The 20,866-nt window shown below is 67.6% G+C and carries 10 protein-coding genes; all 10 read left to right on the forward strand.

The genetic code is table 11. The features are described from left to right. Positions 1-3 precede the first annotated feature (3 nt). The 10 genes from zomB (at position 4) to NRB20_RS27200 (ending at position 20,823) form a co-directional block, all read left to right on the forward strand. Positions 4-2,001 (forward strand): flagellar motor control protein ZomB, encoded by a 1,998-nt coding sequence (gene zomB / locus NRB20_RS27155; protein WP_153413948.1) that lies wholly within the window; start codon positions 4-6, stop codon positions 1,999-2,001. Positions 2,002-2,449: 448 nt separating this feature from the next. Next, complete coding sequence (locus NRB20_RS27160) at positions 2,450-3,478, forward strand: alpha/beta hydrolase (RefSeq protein WP_153413950.1); 1,029 nt, start codon at positions 2,450-2,452, stop codon at positions 3,476-3,478. A gap of 412 nt (positions 3,479-3,890) precedes the next feature. Continuing rightward, positions 3,891-5,012: an alpha/beta hydrolase gene (locus NRB20_RS27165; protein ID WP_264766386.1), complete on the forward strand. Its 1,122-nt coding sequence runs from the start codon at positions 3,891-3,893 to the stop codon at positions 5,010-5,012. A gap of 510 nt (positions 5,013-5,522) precedes the next feature. Continuing rightward, positions 5,523-6,584 carry an alpha/beta hydrolase gene (locus NRB20_RS27170; protein ID WP_153413952.1) on the forward strand — a complete coding sequence of 354 codons (1,062 nt, stop codon included), beginning with the start codon at positions 5,523-5,525 and terminating at the stop codon, positions 6,582-6,584. 927 nt (positions 6,585-7,511) lie between these two features. After that, on the forward strand, positions 7,512-9,425 hold the full coding sequence (locus NRB20_RS27175; protein WP_406603884.1) for an alpha/beta hydrolase-fold protein: 1,914 nt from the start codon (positions 7,512-7,514) through the stop codon (positions 9,423-9,425). A 286-nt stretch (positions 9,426-9,711) separates the two neighbouring features. Continuing rightward, positions 9,712-10,245 carry a DUF732 domain-containing protein gene (locus tag NRB20_RS27180; protein ID WP_153413954.1) on the forward strand — a complete coding sequence of 178 codons (534 nt, stop codon included), beginning with the start codon at positions 9,712-9,714 and terminating at the stop codon, positions 10,243-10,245. Then, complete coding sequence (locus tag NRB20_RS27185; RefSeq protein ID WP_319945464.1) at positions 10,242-11,234, forward strand: cutinase family protein; 993 nt, start codon at positions 10,242-10,244, stop codon at positions 11,232-11,234. The genes NRB20_RS27180 and NRB20_RS27185 overlap by 4 nt, the downstream gene beginning before the upstream one ends. 706 nt (positions 11,235-11,940) lie before the next feature. Further along, positions 11,941-13,863, forward strand: coding sequence for a long-chain-fatty-acid--AMP ligase FadD32 (gene fadD32 / locus NRB20_RS27190; RefSeq protein WP_194290023.1), 1,923 nt, complete (start codon positions 11,941-11,943; stop codon positions 13,861-13,863). 67 nt (positions 13,864-13,930) lie between these two features. Beyond that, positions 13,931-19,282 (forward strand): polyketide synthase Pks13, encoded by a 5,352-nt coding sequence (gene pks13 / locus NRB20_RS27195; protein ID WP_153413958.1) that lies wholly within the window; start codon positions 13,931-13,933, stop codon positions 19,280-19,282. After that, the gene (locus NRB20_RS27200) at positions 19,279-20,823 is read left to right on the forward strand and encodes an acyl-CoA carboxylase subunit beta (protein ID WP_319945465.1); all 1,545 of its coding nucleotides are present in this window, start codon (positions 19,279-19,281) and stop codon (positions 20,821-20,823) included. The genes pks13 and NRB20_RS27200 overlap by 4 nt, the downstream gene beginning before the upstream one ends. Positions 20,824-20,866: the final 43 nt, after the last annotated feature.

Genomic DNA, 20,866 nt, shown 5'->3' on the forward strand with positions numbered 1-20,866 from the left:
GAGATGCTGGCAGACGGGGAACAGCGGGAGGGGACGGACGGTTCGGGCGATACGCTCGACCGTGTCCGGCTACGTGATCCCGCACGTCGTTTCGCGCTGTTCGCTCGCCTGGCATTCGTCGGTGGGGTGGTCACCACCGTGGTCGTGTTCGCCTGTGGCGCCTGGGCGCGCCGCTGGATCGCGGACGACGGCCTGATCGTGCTGCGCACCGTGCGCAATCTGCTGGCCGGCAACGGCCCGGTCTTCAACGCGGGTGATCGCGTGGAGACCAACACCAGTGCCGCGTGGACCTATGTGATCTGGTTCTTCAGCTGGATCACGCACGCGCGCCTGGAATACGTGAGCCTGTTCACCGCACTGACGCTCTCGCTGCTCGCGATCACGTTCGCGATGTTGGGCGCGGCGCGGCTGTGGGGCGGCGCGGCAACGCAATTGCTGCTTCCGGCCGGTGCGATCGTCTACATCGCGGTGCCCCCGGCCCGCGACTACGCCACCTCCGGCCTGGAGAACTGCCTGGTCATCTTCTGGCTGGGCGTGCTGTGGTATCTGCTGATGCGCTGGTCGCAGGCCGAACGTGTGCGGCTGCCAAACCTTTTCGGCCTGGTGTTCTGGGCCGGGTTGTGCTGGGTGGTGCGGCCGGAGATGACCATTCTCGGCGGGCTGGCCCTGATGCTGGTGTTCTGCGCGCCGATGCCCGCCTCGCGGCTGCGTCCGATCCTGTTGCGCGCCTGCGTCGTCGTGGTCGGCGGCGCCGTGCCGGTGGGGTATCAGATCTGGCGGATGGGTTACTACGGACTTCCGGTGCCCAACACCGCGGTCGCCAAGGAGGCGGGCGGTGCGAAGTGGGGACAGGGTTTCAAATATCTGTGGGATCTGAGCGGGCCGTACTTCCTGTGGGCGCCGCTGCTGGTGTTGGCGATCGTCGCGGTGGTGATCCTGCGGTCGCGCCGGGCGCAGCGTGCGTCGGTTGCCGACGACGATTCGGAATCGACTGCGACACCGGGACGTTCGGGTCTGCTCGGCCGGATCGAAAGCGTCCGGCAGCAGCTGCGCACCTCGCGCGCGGTGGTCACGTTGTTCCTGGTCGGCGCGGTACTGCTGATCATCTTCGAACTGCGCGTCGGCGGCGATTTCATGCACGGCCGAATGCTGTTGCCGCAGTTGTTCATTCTGCTGCTGCCGGTGTCGGTGCTGCCGGTGTGGCGGTTCGGCGCGGTGGCACGCGGTGCGCTGCACCGGAATTGGGCGTTCGCGCTGCCGGTGGTCTGGGTGGCGATGATCGTCTGGGCGTTCTTCGCGGCGAACACCACCGGGAACAAGTCCGGTGCGGGGATCAGCGCGGACGGCATCGTCGACGAGCGGATCTACTACGTGCTCAACAGCGGTCACGATCATCCGATCCTGGCCGAGGACTATCTGGACTATCCGCGCATGCGCGCGATGGTCGACGATATCGACAACACCCCGAACGGCGGCCTGCTGCTGAACTCGCCGTCGTTCATGATGTGGTACATCGCGCCGCCGCCGCTGCCGATCCCGGCGGGCGGGGCCGATCACACCGTGTACTTCCTGAATCTGGGTATGACCAGCATGAATGTTCCGCTGGACGTGCGCGTCATCGATCAGGAGGGCCTGGCCTACCCGCTGGCCGCGCATTCGGACCGCCTCACCGACGGCCGCATCGGCCACGACAAGAGCCTCTACCCGGACTGGCCGCTGGCCGACACCGGCATGGTCGACATCCATCCGTGGATGCCCTGGTATCTGGACGAGAAGTGGGCCAAGCAGGCGCACGCCGCGCTGACCTGCCCGGCCACCCAGGATCTGCTGGCCTCCTCGCGGGCGCCGCTGACGCTCTCGCGGTTCAAGCACAACCTGGTCCAGGCGTGGGGATTCTCCAAGTACCGCATCGATCGGGTGCCCAAGTACGAGATCGAGCGCTGTCATCTGGTGGACCCGGCTCCGACGCCGCCCCCGCCGGTGCTCACCCCGCCGAAGTAGCTCGTCCGACCGGGCGGCGGACACCGTCGTGATGTGTCCAAACCTGTTATTTGCTGTGAAGTTACTGTGTATTTCGACGTGCGGTCCGGCGCGGTCGGTTTCCCGGCCGACCGGACGAACGTCCAGGTCAGCTGGGTAACGAATCGTTATCCCGAGTTGTCCGCGAACCCCGGTCGTGATGTGCTGGACACCCGTTCCGCACGGCGTTTTCCGGTACTTCGTATCATTTCGGTAACGCTGCGGCATGGTTCGCGCGATAAGCTCACCGAGTACTTCCGTCCGGCGGTGCAGGCCCGCTTGTGCTGGTGGACGGACCGCATGACGCGGCCGAGCCCGGCCGCACAAGGGAAGGGCCGAACAGGATATGCGAGGCGTGACTGTGCGTTGGGCGCAGGAGAGACGTCGGAGACGGTCGCCGGATCAGGCGGCTCGACGACGCACCGGCTGGATGCGGCGCTCGGCGCTCGGATTGGCGTTGGCCACGCTGCTGCCGCTGGGAATGTCCGCGGCTCAGGCGGGGACCGCGTCCGCGGCGTTCACCCCCACCGGATTCGACTTCTGGGTCGATTCGTCGGTCATGGGTCCGATCAAGTCGCGGGTCTTCCGCGCCGCCGACGGCAACACCGACCGCGTGGTGTACGCGCTCGACGGTGAGCGCGCCGGCCTGGACCTGTCCGGCTGGGAGATCAACACCAACGTCGCCAATGCGCTGACCCGCGCCAACATCAACGTGGTGATGCCGGTCGGCGGCCAGTCCAGTTTCTACATGGACTGGAATTCGCCCAGCTCGTTCCTGGGCATTCCGCCGCAGGCCGGTTCGTCGGGGTCGTCCTCGGGCTCCTCGTCGGGTTCGGGCGGCTTGCAGATCCTCGGGCAGGGCCCGGGCAAGAGCTACCGGTACGACTGGGAATCCTTCGTCACCCGCGATCTGCGCAACGCGCTGCACGACCGGCTCGGCTTCCGCACCACGCGCAACGGCGTGTTCGGACTGTCGATGGGCGGTAGCGCGGCGCTCACCCTGGCCGCCCACCACCCGGACATGTTCCACTACGCGGGCGCGTACTCGGGTTATCTGAACATCTCCGCGCCCGGTATGCGAGAAGCGTTGCGCGCGGCCATGATCGACGCCGGTGGGTACAACATCGATTCGATGGCCCCGCCGTGGAGCCCGAAGTGGTACTACATGGATCCGTTCGTGTTCGCGCCGCAGTTGAAGGCCAACAACACCAGGCTGTGGATCGCGGCGGGCAGCGGTATTCCGGGTCTGGGCGATGTGTCCAATGCGATGGACGTCATCCAGGGCTCCCCGCTCGAGGCGTTGGCGCTGGCCAATACCCGGGCCTTCCAGGTCCGCATGCTGAGCCTGGGCGCCCGCAACGTCACCTACGACTTCCCCTCCCTCGGTGTGCACAACTGGCACAACTGGGAGGCCGAGGTCGACAAGATGATCCCGGATCTGTCCGCCAACATCGGCTGATCCGCCGGGTAACAGAATGGCCGCGTACGGAGTGCCTCTCCGTACGCGGCCATTGTTCGGTTAACATTCTCGCCTATTGAGATCCAGCTGAGGATCACCTCGTTTCAATTCCTCGGACAGACGTCAACCCCAAGGTTCGCGGCCCGTCTTGCCGTTCGGACGCGTGGCGGGTGCGAGGAACGAGTGCCCGACACGGGGCCGAACGGCAAGACCTCGGGGGCCGCGAACACGCCGGAGCGAAGCGGAGGCAATTCAACACTGCGTGGTCGATACTCGTTCTGTTGTCGACGTCCGTGCTGTACGGGGGCGCACCGTATGCGCCGAGGAGTTCGTCTGTGTTGTCCGAATAGATGGGGTATCGGGCCGCGAGCGGGTATGCGGAGACCGATGCCCGAGCGAAAGGCGAGACCCGATGCGATTTGCGCCCAGGAAGCCAGGCTTCGGTTCACCCGGCATCCGACGATCGTGGCCCGGCCGGGGGTTCGGCCGCTCGGCGCGGAAGTGGTTCGGCCGCACGGCGGTGGCGGCGGCGTTGGTCGTGGTGATGCCGATCGGGCTGTCGATCCAGGGGGAAGTGCCGAGGGCCGCGGCGGCATTCGATCCGCACGCCTTCGACTTCTGGGTGAACAATGCGGCGATGGGTCCGGTGAAGACCCGGATCCTGCGCGCCCGCGACGGTAATACCAATCGCGTCGTCTACGCGCTGGACGGTATGCGCGCCCGGCAGGACCTCAATGGCTGGGAGATCGAGACCAATGTGGCCGAGGTGCTGGCCAACTGGAATATCAATGTGGTGATGCCGGTCGGCGGCCAGTCCAGCTTCTACGCGGACTGGAATGCGCCGAGTTCGTTCTTCGGGCTGCCGCCGACCAATTTCGGGTCCTCGAGCGGATCGGGCGCGACCGAGACGTTCATGTCCGGTCCCGGTAAGTCCTACCGGTACGACTGGGAGACGTTCCTGACCCGGGATCTGCGCAACGCGCTGCACGACCGGCTCGGCTTCCGAACCACCCGCAACGGCGCGTTCGGCCTGTCCATGGGCGGCAGCGCGGCGCTGATGCTGGCCGCGTACCACCCGGATCAGTTCAGTTTCGCCGGGTCGTTCTCCGGATATCTCAATGTGTCCGCGCCCGGTATGCGCGAGGCGATCCGGACCGCGATGATCGATGCGGGCGGCTACAACGTCGATTCGATGGCCCCGCCGTGGGGGCCGAAGTGGCTGGCCATGGATCCGTTCGTGTTCGCGCCGCGGCTGGTCGCGAACAACACGAGGCTGTGGATCGCGGCCGGTAGCGCCGTGCCCGACCAGGCGGATCTGGCCCCGCCGGTGGGCGCCGCCGCGGATCGGGTGGTCCGCGGTATGCCGCTGGAATTCCTGGCGCTGCTGAACACCCGGTCGTTCCAGGTGCGAATGCAGACCCTCGGCGCGCGCAACGCGGTGTATTCGTTCCCCAATTACGGCATCCACGACTGGATCAACTGGAGTAACGAGGCGTACCGGATGATTCCGGACATGTCGCGCAATATCGGCTGAGCGGCAGCTACATTCGGCCCGGGACCAGCAGGTTCCGGGCCGAATGTCGTTCCGGTGGCGTCCATGTGACACGGATTGTCTTGGGCCGCGCGGCAATTCGGATATGTGAACGGGCGGAAACGGTGATCGGGCGGTGCGGTTTCCATGATCGTTACCGCCCGGATGAATTCCCGGCGCGCACCGGTTCGAGCGGATTCCCAGTTACCACGAATTCCTGGATCGGGGAAGGGTTCCCGCGACATAACCGCCCGAACGCGATAGGGTCACTGCACGATTACGAAAGGTCTCGGGCGGATTTCGGACACGGCATCCACCCCGTCTTGCTAACCGCGGATCCGTCGAATATGGTCCAGCGAGCGCAAGTGTGACCACCCTCGTAGACGCGCCGTGGCTCGCTTCGGAGATCGGGATCCGATGTGAGTGTGTACCGTGCCGCCGACAGCAGTTCGACTGCGGTTGCGCGGTACGCCTACAACAGCAGACTACAGCAGCAGAAAGTGAGCAGTATCCATGCGTTTCGGCAGGTCCGCAGCGCCGACGTCGGATTCGGCGTCCGCCTCGGCGGGAGTTTCCCAAGGGCGGCGAAATGCTCGGTTCGGTTGGCGCGCGCGACTTCTCGCTGCTGGCGCCGCTGCACTGGCGCTCCCGCTGGCGACGGCTGCGGCGATCCCCGCGGTCGCCGTCGCATCCCCGATCGTCGGTCACCCGGTGCACCAGACCCCGCCCGGTGGCTACCAGGAACTGATGGTTCCGTCCTCGATGGGTCCGGTCAAGGTCCAGGTGCAGTGGGCCCGGCGCGGCGGTAATGCCGCGCTGATGCTGCTCGACGGCCTGCGCGCCCGCGACGACCGCAACGCCTGGTCGTTCGAGACCAACGCGCGCGGCATGTTCGGTAACGACAACGTCACGCTGGTCATGCCGGTGGGCGGTCAGTCCAGCTGGTACGCCGACTGGCAGTCGCCGAGTAACACCAACGGCCAGAAGTTCACCTACATGTGGGAGACGTTCCTGACCAAGGAACTGCCCAACTTCCTGGCGAACTACGGCGTCTCGCGGACCAACTGGGCCGTCGCGGGGCTGTCGATGAGTGGTCCGGCCTCGCTGCGGCTGGCGGGGTTCCACCGGAACCAGTTCAAGTACGCGGCGTCGTTCTCGGGCCCGTTGAACTGGAACGCACCCGGTATGCGTGAGGCGATCCGCGTCATGATGCTGGACGCCGGCCGGTTCAACGCCGACTCGATGGCCGCGCCTTGGAGCCCGCAGTGGCTGCGCTCGGACCCGATGGTCTTCGCCCCGCAGCTGCGTGGCCTGCCGATGTTCATCTCCTCCGGCAGCGGTCTGCCCGATCAGCGCGACAACGTGAGTTCGGCTGTGGGCGTGTTCAACACGAGCACCGCGATGGCGCTCGAGGCCATCGCGATGGTCAGCACGCACACCTTCCAGGCGCGGCTGGAGTCGCTCGGCATCCCGGCCACCTACGACTTCCCGGCCACCGGAACCCACATCTGGCGGAACTGGCAGGACGAGCTGGGTAAGGCCCGTCCGGGCATCCTGGCCGCGCTGCATGCCTGATATGTAACTGGAACTCCCCCAACCGGCGTCGTGCCTCGTGCACGACGCCGGTTGTCGTTTGCGGGCAGTTTGTCCGGGCCCGATCCGGCGCGCAGCGGACGTTGAATGGACAACCCCTAGTTCTATCCGCGCGTCGGCACCTTCAAACGTGATTCGCGCGGTAGAAAAACTTCTGTGGCAGGTGTGGCGGATGAGAGCAGGGGGAATGCGAAACGCGCCCGAGCGCGCCGGTTCAGGCTCGCGGCCCTATCGGCCGCTGTCGCCCTACCGATCGCCGCGGGCTACGCGACGGGCACCCCAGCTATCGCCCAGCCACCCATCCCCCCACCCCCGCTAACCCCGACCCACACAGCCCCGGCCCCCTCGGCCCCGGCACGAGTCACCCCCGCTCCCGGCCCGGCTCCCGCGGCACATCCGGCTTCGACCCCCGCTGCGCCGACCCAGGCGGCTCAGGTGCCCGCGTCCGCCCCGGCGGTGCCAGGCCCGGTGGCTTCCGCTCCCGCCGCTGGTGATGCCGCCGCCCCGGGCTCGGCCCCTGCGCCAGCTGCTCCGACGTCGGCGGCCCCGGCCAAGTCCGGCCCGGTGGTCCCGGCTCGCACAGCTCCGGTTGTCCCCTTTGCGCCGGTTCGCGCGCCCGCGCCCGCCGCCCCGGCTCCCACCCCGGCCGCGCCCGCATCTGCCGCGCCCGCCGCCCCTGCGCCAGCTGCTCGGACGTCGGTGGCCCCGGCCAAGTCCGGCCCGGTGGTCCCGGCTCGCACAGCTCCGGTTGTCCCCATTGCGCCGGTTCGCGCGCCCGCGCCCGCCGCCCCGGCTCCCACCCCGGCCGCGCCCGCTCCGACTTCGACTCATGCTGCGCCTGCACCGGCTGCGCCTGCTGCTGCTCCGGTGGCTCCCGCACCTGCTCCTGGGACGACTCCGGCGGCGGGGGTGCAGCCTGCGGCTCCTGCTCCGGCTGCGCCGAAACCGGCGGCTCCGCAGTCGGCAGCGCCTGCGGCTCCGGCTCCGGCGCCGCAGGCCGCGCCCGCGCCCGCGCCGCAGCCCGCGGCTCCCGCGCCCGCGCCGCAGGCGGCGCAACCGGTGCCTGCGCCGCAGGTGAAGCCTGCGCCTGCGCCTGCGCCGTTGCCGGGTGGAGCGAGTGTGCGGAAGGTGGTGTGGCTGAACAGTCGGTGGGTTTCGCTGTGGATCAATTCGCCGTCGATGGCTACGCCGATTCAGGTGCAGTTGTTGTTGCCGCGGGATTGGTATACGCGGCCGGATATGCGGTTTCCGCAGTTGATCATGTTGGACGGGCTGCGGGCGACCGATGATTACAGCGGGTGGACGCACGATGCGGGGGCGGCCGATTTCTATGCCGACAAGGATGCGCTGGTCGTGTTGCCGATCGGAGGGCAGTCCAGCTTCTACTCCGACTGGGCCAAGCCGGACAACGGCAAGAACTACCAGTGGGAGACGTTCCTGACCAAGGAGCTGTCCCCGGTGCTGGAGAGCCAGTGGCGGGCCACGGCGGTGCGCGGCATCGAGGGGCTGTCCATGGGCGGTACGGCCGCGATGTTCCTGGCCGGGCGCAATCCGGACTGGGTGAAGTACGCGGCCTCGTATTCGGGGTTCCTGACCACCACGACATTGGGTATGCCGCAGGCGATCATGTTCGCGATGCGCGACGCGGGCGGCTTCGACGCGAACGACATGTGGGGGCCGCCGACCAGTTCGGAGTGGGCCGCGCACGATCCCGCCGGACTGGCCGAGAAGTTGAAGGGGATCAGCCTGTACGTCTCGGCGGGCGCGGGGACCACGGGCACCTACGACACCCCGTCGGGGATCGCGCCGGGGATGAGTACGAACGTCGCGGGGATGGGGCTGGAGATCCTGTCCCGGCTGACCACGCAGAACTTCGTCAGCAAGCTGAACAGGCTGGCGATTCCGGTGACCGCGGAATACCGCCCGTCGGGCACGCACTCCTGGCCGTACTGGGATTTCGAGATGCGGCAGTCCTGGCCGCAGGCCGCGCAGGCACTCGGAGTGCCCGCCGACGCACCCGCCTGCAACACCGGCGGCGCGATCGGGGCCGCCGCCGCGATCGGCTCGTGGCTCGGCCACTGCACCACCGCTGAGTACCAGGTGGCGGGCGGCAGCGCGCAGGACTTTCACGGCGGCCAGGTGCTCTGGTCCCCGTCGACCGGTGCGCACCCGGTGGCCGGTGCGATCAGCGGCACCTATCAGGCGACCGCGGGACCCGCTGGGACACTGGGCTTTCCGGTCTCCGACGAACGTCCGCTGCCCGACGGGCACGGACGTTTCCAGCGCTTCCGCAACGGCGTGATCTATTGGTCCCCGCAGACCGGCGCGCAGGTGGTGCGCGGCGCGATCCTGGACGCCTGGAACAAGCTGGGTTCCGAACGCGGCCCGGCCGGATACCCGACCGGACCCGAGACCAGAACCCCGAACCGCGACGGCGTGGTGCAGGGCTTCCAGAACGGCCCGATGTACTTCAGCGCCAAGACCGGCGCTCACCGCGTGGTCGGCCTCATCCTGGGCAAGTACGCCCAACTCGGTTTCGAGAACAGCTTCCTGGGTTTCCCCACTGCCCCCGAACAACCCCTGGCCAAGGCCGGACGCATCAGCCGCTTCGAAGGTGGAAACATCTACTGGAGCCCGCTGTCCGGAGCCTGGGCGGTCCGCAACGGTCCCATCATGGACGCCTGGGCCCACCAGGGCTTCGAACAGGGCAGACTCGGCTACCCGATCAGCGACGAATTCCCCGTCCCCGGCGGCGTCCAACAGAACTTCCAAACCGGCTACGTCGTCATCAACAACGGCAAACCGGAAATCCACGGGCTGTAATTTCTTCCTCCGCCCCGAGAGGTACGTGACCGTGAGTTCTGCCGCCGCCACCGTGCGGACAACCTCCCGATACCTGGTTCCGCCGACCCCGTAGCACGCCGACAGCAAGGTTTGCGGCGCGGCTTGCCGGTCGGACGCGTGGCGGGTGCGAGGAACGAGTGCCCGACACGGGGCCGAGCGGTGAGCCCTCGGGCGTCGCAAACCCGCCGGAGCGGAGCGGAGGCAGAAAATACAGCTAGCCTGGATGCGACCTGACCTGACCTGACCAGATCGAGGATACGAATTCATGCTTCGGACCAGTGGAAAGGCTTCCGGCCTCGCCGGACGTGGTGCGGCCGCGGGTGTGGCCGTCACGATCGCCTCCGTCCTGTTGCTCGCCGGTTGTGGCGGTAACGACTCGACCGCGTCGAGCACGCCGACGTTGCGGACCTCGACGACCACGGCCGCGCCGACCAGCACCACGACCGTCGCGTCCAGCGCCACCGCGAGCACCACGAAGGCCGCGCCTGCGACGACCACGACCGAGCTGCCGCAGCCCGCGGTGACGCCGACGCTGACCGCCCCGAAGCTGACCGCGAAGGATCAGGCGTACCTGGACGCGCTCAAGGCGCGCGGAATCTCGGTGTCCTACACCGATATCGCGCTGTCGGTGGGTGACTACATCTGCAAGGCCGAGAAGAGCGGCGTCTCGCAGCAGGAGGTGCTGACCTACGTGAACGCGATGGCCGGTCAGGATCCCTCCTACGATCCGAACAAGATGCCGATCGCACAGCTCGGCCAGGCCTATGTCGCGGTAGCCAACCAGACGTACTGCAAGTGACGGCGCGGCGTTCGGGATACGGCAGGGGCGGGCGCGGTCGGCGGCGTTCGGGATGTCTGACGGTGCTCGGGGTGCTCGCGCTCATCGTCGTGCTGGTGATCCTGCTGTGGTACATGCTCGCGGGGTGTTCGCACATTCCGGTGCCGACCCCGCCCGGGACGACCAAGAAGCCGACCTCCCAGTCGGCCTCCTGCCCGGACGTGCAGTTGCTCGCGATTCCCGGCACCTGGGAGTCCAACAGCAACGACGATCCGCACAATCCGACCGCGAATCCGCTCTCGTTGATGCTGAACATCACCAAACCGGTGCAGCAGCAGTTCGCGAGCAGCCGGCTGGACGTCTACACCGTCCCGTACGTCGCGCAGTTCTCCAATCCGATCGCGCTGCCGCCGGACGGGCAGGCCTCCTACAACGTGAGCCGCTCCGAGGGCACCTCGCGCGCGGTGGCCGAACTGACCTCGATGTACCAGAAGTGCCCGCTGACCACCTATGTGATCGCCGGTTTCTCGCAGGGCGCGGTGATCGCCGGTGACATCGCCGCGGATATCGGCGCGAGCAAGGGTCCGGTTCCGGCCGATCAGGTGCTCGGGGTGATGCTGATCGCCGACGGCCGCCGCGAACCCGGTGCGGGTCAGGCGATCGAGGTCGGTCCGACGCCGACGGGCGTGGGCGCGGAGGTCACGTTGAAGGGTCTGAGCGTTCCGGGCATCACCATGACCGGGCCGCGGGCGGGCTTCGGCACGCTGGCCGATCGCACCTACACGATCTGCTCGCAGGGCGATCTGATCTGTGCGGCTCCGAGTCAGGCGCTGACCCCGGCCAATATGATCCCGAGTCTGATGACGCTGGTCCGCGCGGCCGGGAATCCAGTGCACAGCCTGTACAACTCGTTCGTGGTCGACGCGAGCAACCGCACCACCGCGACGCAGTGGACCGCGGGTTGGGCCGAGGGTCTGGTCAAGGGTGCACCGCATCCGAAGCACTCCTGAGGCGCTCCCGAAGCGGCTCCGGAGAGCTCGGGTGAGTGCTTCGTCCGGAGTCCTCGTTCATCAGGACTCGACGAGAACCCCTCGGTTCCCGTCATAGGCTGTAAAGTGCAGCTTTGATCGCGACGCCGGAGCCGGTTCCATCGGGACCGACCGGCGTCGCACCGATTTCCGCACGGGTCAGGAGCATGGGTTTCATGACACAAGCCGTTGCACCGGCCGGTCGTACGACCGCGCCGGGCGCGCCACCGCGGGCCTCGCGCCGCGCGAGGGCAGGCGAGGGCATTCCGCACCGGGACGACGTGGGCGCGTTCGGTGAACGCATCCCGCGGCCCGGCGGACGGTGCGCACCGACTGTGGTGATCGGCACATCGGGCGAGATCGACGGAGAGGTCCGTAACATGGGCCGGGTCGGGTCGATGTCCTATAGTGGAGCGTTTCCGACCCGGATGGGTGTTCTCGTCCAGAATCGGGCCGCAGGGTGTGGTCCACAACAGGTTGGGTCCGCTGAGCAGACTGCCGCGGTGCCCGCTCTGTACCATGTCTCTGGTTTTGAATACATCTAGCCGATAGGCGGTCACCGCGCAGACCGCCGACAAAGCCGCAGGCAGGCTCTTGCACGAAGAGCGGCCGCGGCCGTAAGAGAGTCGGGGCCTCACAGGTATCAGCGGCCATGGTGCCGTGCTGCGTGTGCCTCGGAGGAGAAGGAATGACGGACGAGACTTTCGACGACTACTTGGACGAAACCGGGAACATCAGGATTCCCGAGGGTCGCACCCTGGTCGACTACGTCGAGAAGCACACCCGCAACGACGCGAACACCCTTGCTTATCGATACATCGACTACTCACGTGAGCGCGACGGTGAGTACCAGGACCTGACCTGGAAGGAATTCGGTGTCCGGCTGCGCGCGGTGGCCGCACGCCTGCAGCAGGTGAGCAAGCCGGGCGATCGAGTGGCGATTCTGGCGCCACAGGGTCTGGACTATGTGATCTCCTTCTTCGCCGCGATCTACGCGGGCTGCATCTCGGTGCCGCTGTTCGATCCGGACGAGCCCGGTCACACCGACCGGTTGCACGCGGTGCTGGCCGACAGTGCGCCCTCGGCGATCCTGACGGCGAGCTCCTCCGCCGCCGGCGTGCGCCAGCTCTTCCGTGCCCTGCCCGCCGCGCAACGTCCCCGCATCATCGCCGTGGACGCCGTGCCCGATGCCATGGGCGACAAGTGGGTCGTGCCGCAGGTCGACGTCGACGATATCGCCTACCTGCAGTACACCTCGGGATCGACGCGCACTCCGGCCGGTGTGGAGATCACCCACCGCGCGGTGGGCACGAACCTGTTGCAGATGGTCAACGCGATCAATCTGGACTGGAATTCGCGCGGGGTGACCTGGCTGCCGCTGTTCCACGACATGGGTCTGCTGTGCGTGATCCTGCCCGCGATCGGCGGCAAGTACATCACCATCATGTCGCCGAGCGCGTTCGTGCGGCGGCCGTACCGGTGGATCAAGGAGCTGGCCGCGGTCTCCGACGGCGCGGGCACCTTCGCCGCCGCGCCGAACTTCGCGTTCGAGCACGCCGCCGCACGTGGTCTGCCGCGTAACGGCGAGACGCTGGATCTGTCGAACGTGATCGGGTTGATCAACGGCAGCGAGCCGGTGACGACGTCCTCGATGAAGAAGTTCAACGAGGCGTTCGCGCCGTACGGGCTGCCCAAGACGGCCATCAAGCCGTGCTACGGCATGGCCGAGGCGACGTTGTTCGTGTCCGCGACGCGGCACGAGGACGAGGCCAAGGTCGTGTACGTCGACCGCGACGAGCTCAACGCGGGTCGTGTGGTGAGGCTCGAGCAGGGTGAGCCCGGGGCGATTCCGCAGGTCAGCTGCGGTTATATCGCGTTGTCGCAGTGGGCGGCGATCGTCGACGGCGACACCATCGACAGTGCCGAGGGCGCTGCCGAGCTGCCCGAGGGCCGGGTCGGCGAGATCTGGCTGCACGGTGAGAACATCGGCATCGGGTACTGGGGCCGGGACGAGGAGACCCGCAAGACCTTCAAGAACCAGCTGGTGCACCGGCAGACCGAGGGTTCGCACGCCGAGGGCACCGCGCAGGACGCGATCTGGCTGCGCACCGGCGACTACGGCGTCTACATCGACGGCGAGTTGTACATCACGGGCCGGGTCAAGGACCTGGTGATCGTGGACGGCCGCAACCACTACCCGCAGGATCTGGAGTATTCGGCGCAGGAGGCCAGCACCGCGCTGCGCCCCGGTTTCATCGCCGCGTTCTCGGTGCCCGCGAATCAGCTGCCGGCCGAGGTGTTCGAGTCGGGCAGCCATTCGGGTCTGCAATTCGACGCCGACGACGCCTCCGAGCAGCTGGTGGTCGTCGCCGAGCGTGGTCCCGGCGCCGGTAAGGCCGATCCGCTGCCCATCGCGGACGCGGTGCGCGGTGCGATCTCGCAGCGGCACGGTGTTACCGTTCGCGACGTGCTGTTGGTTCCCGCGGGTTCGATTCCCCGCACTTCGAGCGGCAAGATCGCCCGCCGCGCCTGCAAGGCCGCGTATCTGGAGGGCACACTGCGTGGCGGTTACACGCAGCAGGCGTTTCCCGATGCACCCGATGAAGAGTGACGTGACGGCGATTTCGGTCGTCGGTCCCTGCCCGCGCACCACCCGGACACAGGTAGCTTGAGGATTGATGGCTGACAACGAGGGCACCCAGACGACCGAGACCGCCGCCGCACACGCGGAGTCTGCCGATACCGCCGCCGCGGAGTCCGCGAACGGCGCCGCCGAGACCGCGGAATCGACTGCGGCAGTGGCGAAGTCGGGCGAGGCGCAGCCCACGGGCACCGATATGTCGGTGGCCGAGCTGCGCGAGTGGTTGCAGCGCTGGGTCGCCGACGCGACCGGCCAGCCGATCGAGAACATCACCGTGGATCGGCCGATGGAGGAATTCGGTCTGGCCTCGCGTGATGCCATCGCACTCGGCGGCGATGTCGAGGAACTGACCGGCGTGCTGCTGAACGCGACGATTGTGTACCAGCATCCGACGATCGCCTCGCTGGCGGAGCGAATCATCAACGGGGAGCCCGAACTTCCCGAGGACACCACCGACGATTCCTTCTACACCGCCGGATACCGGCCGGGAGAGGCCCACGACATCGCGATCGTGGGCCTGTCCACCCGACTGCCGGGTGCGGGCGACACCCCCGAGTCGACGTGGGAGTTCCTGATCAGCGGCGGCGACGCCATCCGGGAGCTGCCGCCGGGCCGGTGGTCGGAGTTCACCGCCGATCCGGAGGTCGCGGCGGCCGTGGCGGCGGCCAACACCCAGGGCGGTTATCTGGACCAGGACGTCGTCAAGGGCTTCGATGTGGAGTTCTTCGCGATGTCGCCGGTCGAGGCGGCGCGGGTGGATCCGCAGCAGCGGTTGATGCTCGAGTTGACCTGGGAAGCGTTGGAGCACGCCAGGATTCCCGCGAGCGACCTCAAGGGTGAGTCGGTCGGCATCTATGTCGGCAGTTCGACCAACGACTTCCAGCTGCTCGCGGTGCTGGGTGCGGGCAATTCCGATCCGGACGCGCCCGCCTCGGCCGACGCCTACGCGATCACCGGTAGCTCCTCGGCGATCATCTCCAACCGCGTCTCGTACTTCTACGATTTCCGCGGCCCGTCGGTCACGGTCGACACCGCCTGCTCCTCGACGCTGGTCGCGGTGCACCAGGCCGTGCGCGACCTGCGTTCGGGCGATGCGGATCTCGCGCTCGCGGGCGGGGTGAACATGCTGCTCGCGCCCGCCGGTTCGCTGGGGTTCGACGCGATCGGCGCGTTCGCAAAGGACGGGCACATCAAGGCGTTCTCCGCCGACGCGGACGGCATGATCCGCTCCGATGGCGCGGGCCTGGTGGTGCTCAAGCGGCTCGCGGACGCCGAACGCGACGGTGACACCATCCACGCCGTCATCAAGGGCACCGCGATCAACAACGACGGCCGGTCCAACGGCCTGCTCGCGCCGAACCCGGAGGCGCAGGCCGATGTGCTGCGGCGCGCGTACCGGGACGCCGGAATCGCGCCCTCCACAGTCGATTACATCGAGGCGCACGGCACCGGCACCCTGATCGGCGATCCGATCGAGGCGTCCGCGCTGGGTCGCATCGTGGGTCGCGGCCGCGACGAGGACAAGCCCGCGCTGCTGGGTTCGGCCAAGACCAACTTCGGTCACCTGGAGTCCGGCGCGGGTGCGGCGAGTTTGGCCAAGGTCGTGATGTCGTTGCGGCACAACGTGATTCCGCCGAATATCCGGTTCGCGGGCCCGAACCCGTACATCGACTTCGACGAGGCGCACCTCGAGGTCGTCGACGCGCCCACCGAGTTCCCCCGCTACAGCGGCACCGCCACCATCGGTGTGTCCGGTTTCGGTTTCGGCGGTACCAACGCGCATGTCGTGATCCAGGAGTACGTGCCCGCCCCCGCCGTGTCGGAGGCCCCGGAGGCAAGTGCCGCAACGGATCTGGACGACGAGACCACCGATATCGTCGCCGACGCCGAGGCCATCCTGGACCGGACCGACGAGAACGCCGAATCCGATGCGCCGGAATGGACTTCGGAGCGTACCGACCCGTTGCCGGTGATCCTGCCGGTCTCGGCCTATCTGCCCTCGCGTCGCCGCCATGCCGCGCAGCAGCTCGCCGACTGGCTGGAATCCGAAGCGGGACAGGATGTTCCGCTCGCGGATGTGGCGCGGTCGCTGGCCAAGCGCAATCACGGACGTTCGCGCGGCGTGGTCGTGGCGACCACCCGCGAGGAGGCGATCGCCGGACTGCGCGCCCTCGCCACCGGTAAGCCGGGCCAGGGCGTGTTCACCGCCGACGCGCCCGCCGCGAAGGGCGCGATGTGGGTGCTGTCGGGCTTCGGCTCGCACCACCGCAAGATGGGTAAGCAGCTGTACCTGGAGAATTCGATCTTCGCCCGCACCATCGACGAGGTCGACGAACTGGTGCAGGACGAGGCCGGATACTCGGTGCGCGAGATGATGCTCGACGACGCGCAGGACTGGGACATCGGCACCTCGCAGGTCGGCGTGTTCGCCATCCAGTTGGGTATCGCCGCGCTGCTGAAGGCGCACGGGGCCGAGCCGTCGGCCATCGTCGGACATTCGCAGGGCGAGGCGGCCGGATCGTATCTGTCCGGCGGTATGCCGCTCGAGGACGCGGTGCGGGTGATCTGCGCGCGGTCGCGGCTGATGAAGGAGGGCGACGAGATGTTGCCCGACTCCGATATCCGCAATATGGCGCTGCTGGAGTACAGCGCCGAGGATATCGAGGCGCTGTTGCCGGAATTCCCGGACATCGAGGTCGCGGTGTACGCCGCGCCGACCAACACCGTGATCGGCGGGCCGCCGGAGCAGGTGCACGCGATCGTCGCGCGGGTCGAGGCGGCGGGCAAGTTCGCCCGGGTGCTGCAAACCCGCGGCGCGGGGCACACCTCGCAGATGGATCCGCTGCTGGGTGAGTTGGCCGCGGAGCTGGCGGGTATCGAGCCGACCAAGCCGACCGTCGATCTGTATTCGACCGTGCACAAGAGTGTGGTGTACCGCGCGGGTTCGGATCCGGTGCACGACGTCGACTACTGGGTGACCAATATGCGGCACTCGGTGTACTTCACCAATGCGGTGCGCCAGGCCGTGGACGCGGGGATCACCACCTTCCTCGAGCTCGCGCCGAATTCCATCGCGCTGATGCAGGTGCTGGGCACCACGTTCGCCGCCGGTGTGCACAATGCCGCGTTGATCCCGACGCTCAAGCGCAAGGAGGACGAGGCCGCGGGCATCATCTCCGCGCTCGCCCAGCTGTACGTGCAGGGGCATCGGGTCGATCTGTTCTCGCTGGTGGGTGCCGGTGACTACGCCGACGTGCCGCGAACCGCCTTCCTGCGCAAGGAACATTGGCCCAAGGTGAGCCTGGCCACGGGTTCGGGCAGCGGCCGGGCGCCGGGTGCGCACGTCGCGATGCCCGACGGTCGGCACGCCTGGGAGGTGCAGGCCGCGGCCGTGGCCGGACTGCCCGAACTGGTCGCCGCCGCCGCGTCGCAGGTGCTCGCCGACGTGGTTGTCGGTGCGGCACTGGCACATTCGCCGGTACCCGCCTCGGGGACGTTGACCACCACGCTGACCCCGCATCCCGGTGGTGCGTCGGTGCAGGTGCATGCCAAGCAGGACAACGCTTTCCGGTTGTTGTTCGAGGCGGTCGTCACCTCGTCGGCCGCGGGTGCTCCGGCTGTCGCCGCGCCCGCTGTCGCGGAAACCGTTGCGGCACCGGCTGTTACCGCCGCCGACGGCCCGGTCGCGCTCGCCGAGTTCGGTGAGCGCTGGGATCCGGCCAGCAGTGAGACCGTCGAGGAGCGCCTCGCGATCATCGTCTCCGAATCCATGGGTTACGCCGTGGAGGATCTGCCGATGGAGATCCCGCTGATGGAGCTGGGTCTGGATTCGCTGATGGCGATGCGGATCAAGAACCGGGTCGAATACGAATTCGACATTCCGCAGTTGCAGATCGCGGCGGTGCGCGATGCCAGCCTCAACGAGGTCGGCAAGGTGCTGCACTACGCGATCGAGCATCGGGACGAGATGGTCGCCATGGCCGAGAAGCAGGCCGCCGAGGGCGGCACGCTCGCGGTGGACGACGAGTTCGTCGCCGCGGCCCGTGCGGCGGTGGAGTCCGGACAGGATCCGGCCGAGCTGCTGAAGGCCAAGGCCGCCGAGGCCGAGAAGTCCGCCGCCGCAACCGAATCCGATCAGGCGGCGAAATCCGCTGCTGTGGAACAGGATTCGGCCGACAACGCGAAAGTCGCTGTCGAGGAAGCGGAGTCCGGCGGTGACGCGAAAGCCGTTGTCACGGAGGCGAAGTCCGACGCGAATTCCGCTGCTGCGGAATCGGATTCGACTCCGGCGGATATCGCCAAGGCCGCCGAGGCGAACATCCCCCCGCGTGACGCCGCCGAACGTCTGGCCTACGCCACCTGGGCGACCATCGTCGGCAAGTCCGCGGGCGGCATCTTCGACGCCCTGCCGGAACTGGACGACTCGACCGCGCGAAAGCTGGCGGAGCGGCTCACCGAGCGGGTCGGTTCGGAGGTCACCGTCGCGGATGTGCGCGGTAGCGAGACCATCGAACAGCTCGCGAACATCGTGCGTGCGCATCAGGCCGACGACGTCGACGGTTACGTGCGCACCCTGCGCGCACCCGTCGAGGGCTCGGATGCGTTGCCCGTCTTCGTATTCCACCCGTCGGGCGGTAACACCCTGGTGTACGAGCCGCTGCTCAAGCGGTTGCCCGAGGACACCCCGATGTACGGGTTCGAGCGCATCGAGGGGTCGATCGAGGATCGGTCCAAGGAGTACGCGGACAAGATCCGCACCCTGCACCCGGACGGCCCGTACGTGCTCTACGGCTGGTCGCTGGGCGCGGTGTTCGCGCTCGGTGTCGGCCAGGTGATGCGGGCGGCCGGTGACGACGTGCGCATGGTCGGCCTGATCGATCTCGCGATTCCCGTTGAGGCCGAGGACAACAGCCCGAAGGGGCGGCGCGCGCGGGTCGAGCGTTTCCAGGAATTCGCGCAGAAGACCTACGGCATCAAGGGTGAACTGGACGACGACATGCTCGACGAGCTGGCCCAGGCCACCGACGAGGAGCAGTACCAGATCATCATCGAGCTGATGAAGTTCGCGGACGTCAAGATTCCCGGCGGCGTCATCGAACATCAGCGCACCTCGTGGCTGGACGGCCGGGACCTCGAGAAGACCCGCCCGTCGCACTACGACGGGGAAACCGTGCTCTACCTCGCCGATCGCTACCACGACGGCATCATCGAGATCGAACCCCGCTACGCCGACCGTCTCCCCAACGGCGGCTGGGACGATTTCATCCCGAATCTGGAAATCATCCACATCCCGGGCGATCATCTCCAGATCATCGACGAACCACGTATCGCAACGATCGGGGCAGACCTCACCCTGAAACTCGCGGAAATTGCGAAGGGAGCCCAGTGAACACCACGGCGGAGAAGCTTGCCGATCTGCGCAAGAAGCTCGAACTTGCCCAGGAACCGGCGGGCGAAGCCGGTGTGGCCAAGCGCGCCAAGAAGGGGATTCCGTCCGCCCGCGAGCGGATAGAGATGTTCCTCGATCCCGGCACCTTCGTCGAGATCGGCGCGCTGATGCGCAACCCGAACGTCAAGGATTCGCTGTACGGCGACGGTGTCGTGGTCGGGCACGGCAAGGTCGAGGGACGTCCGGTCGCGTTGTTCTCGCACGATCAGACCGTGTACGGCGGGTCGGTCGGCGAGATGTTCGGCCGCAAGGTCGGCATGGTCATGCAGTACGCGGCCAAGGTCGGCTGCCCGATCATCGGCATCCAGGATTCGGGCGGCGCGCGCGTGCAGGAGGCCGTGGTCTCGCTGGCCTGGTACGCGAACCTCGCGCTGCTCACCGAACCGCTCTCGGGCATGGTCCCGCAGATCTCGATCATCCTGGGCAACTGCGCCGGTGGCGCGGTGTACCAGCCGATCAACACCGACGTCGTGGTCGCCACCGAGAGTGCGCACATGTTCGTCACCGGGCCCAAGGTGCTGCGCGAGGTGACCGGTGAGGACATCAGCCTCGAGGAGCTCGGCGGCGCGTACAGCCAGGCCGAGTACGGCAACGTGCACCACATCGCCAAGGACGAGCAGGCGGCGTTCGACTGGGTGCGGCACTATCTGAGTTTCATGCCGTCCAGCTGCCAGGACGTGCCGCCGGTGATCAATCCGGGCCTGGAACCCGAGGTCACCGACACCGATGTGGAACTGAACACGATCGTGCCGGATTCGGACAACGCCGGCTACGACATGCACGACATCCTGCTGCGGATCTTCGACGACGGGGATTTCCACGAGGTCGGCGCCGCGGCGGCGAAGAACATCATCACCGGATTCGCCCGCGTGGACGGGCATGCGGTGGGTGTGGTGGCGAATCAGCCGATGGTGTACGCGGGTTCGCTGGACGCGCGGGCCTCGGACAAGGCGTCGCATTTCGTGCGTATGTGCGACGCGTACGACATTCCGCTGGTGTACGTCGTGGATACGCCCGGGTTCATGCCCGGTGTGGAGCAGGAGAAGATCGGCGTCATCAAGCGCGGCGGCCGGTTGCTGTTCGCGTTCGTGGAGGCCACGGTGCCGAAGGTGACCGTGGTGATCCGCAAGTCCTACGGCGGCGGGTACGCGGCGATGGGGTCCAAGCAGCTCGGCGCGGACATCAATCTGGCCTGGCCGACGGCCCGGATCGCGGTCATGGGCGCGGAGAGCGCGGTCAGCCTGATCGGTGGACGGCAGATCGCGGCCGCGCCGGAGGTGCAGCGCGAGGGTATCCGCAAGCAGATGATCGACTTCTACAACGCGACCGTCGCGACGCCGTGGGTGGCGGCCGAGCGCGGTTACGTCGACGCGGTCATCGAGCCGTCCTCGACTCGGCTGGAGATTCGCCGGGCGATGCGGTTGCTGCGCGAGAAGCGGCTGGTCCGCAACCCGCGCAAGCATCATCTGCTGCCGCTGTAATCCGTTGTCCCCGTTGGCTTTCCGATGCCCGTTCGGCCGTCCG

The organism is Nocardia macrotermitis, from assembly GCF_009604405.1.
GTDB classification, from domain to species: domain Bacteria; phylum Actinomycetota; class Actinomycetes; order Mycobacteriales; family Mycobacteriaceae; genus Nocardia; species Nocardia macrotermitis.

Bases quoted from the DNA above. Each gene is read 5' to 3' on its own strand.
- zomB (WP_153413948.1), top strand. From the start codon at position 4: ATGCTGGCAGACGGGGAACAGCGGGAGGGGACGGACGGTTCGGGCGAT.
- NRB20_RS27160 (WP_153413950.1), top strand. From the start codon at position 2,450: ATGCGGCGCTCGGCGCTCGGATTGGCGTTGGCCACGCTGCTGCCGCTG.
- NRB20_RS27165 (WP_264766386.1), top strand. From the start codon at position 3,891: ATGCGATTTGCGCCCAGGAAGCCAGGCTTCGGTTCACCCGGCATCCGA.
- NRB20_RS27170 (WP_153413952.1), top strand. From the start codon at position 5,523: ATGCGTTTCGGCAGGTCCGCAGCGCCGACGTCGGATTCGGCGTCCGCC.
- NRB20_RS27180 (WP_153413954.1), top strand. From the start codon at position 9,712: ATGCTTCGGACCAGTGGAAAGGCTTCCGGCCTCGCCGGACGTGGTGCG.
- fadD32 (WP_194290023.1), top strand. From the start codon at position 11,941: ATGACGGACGAGACTTTCGACGACTACTTGGACGAAACCGGGAACATC.
- pks13 (WP_153413958.1), top strand. From the start codon at position 13,931: ATGGCTGACAACGAGGGCACCCAGACGACCGAGACCGCCGCCGCACAC.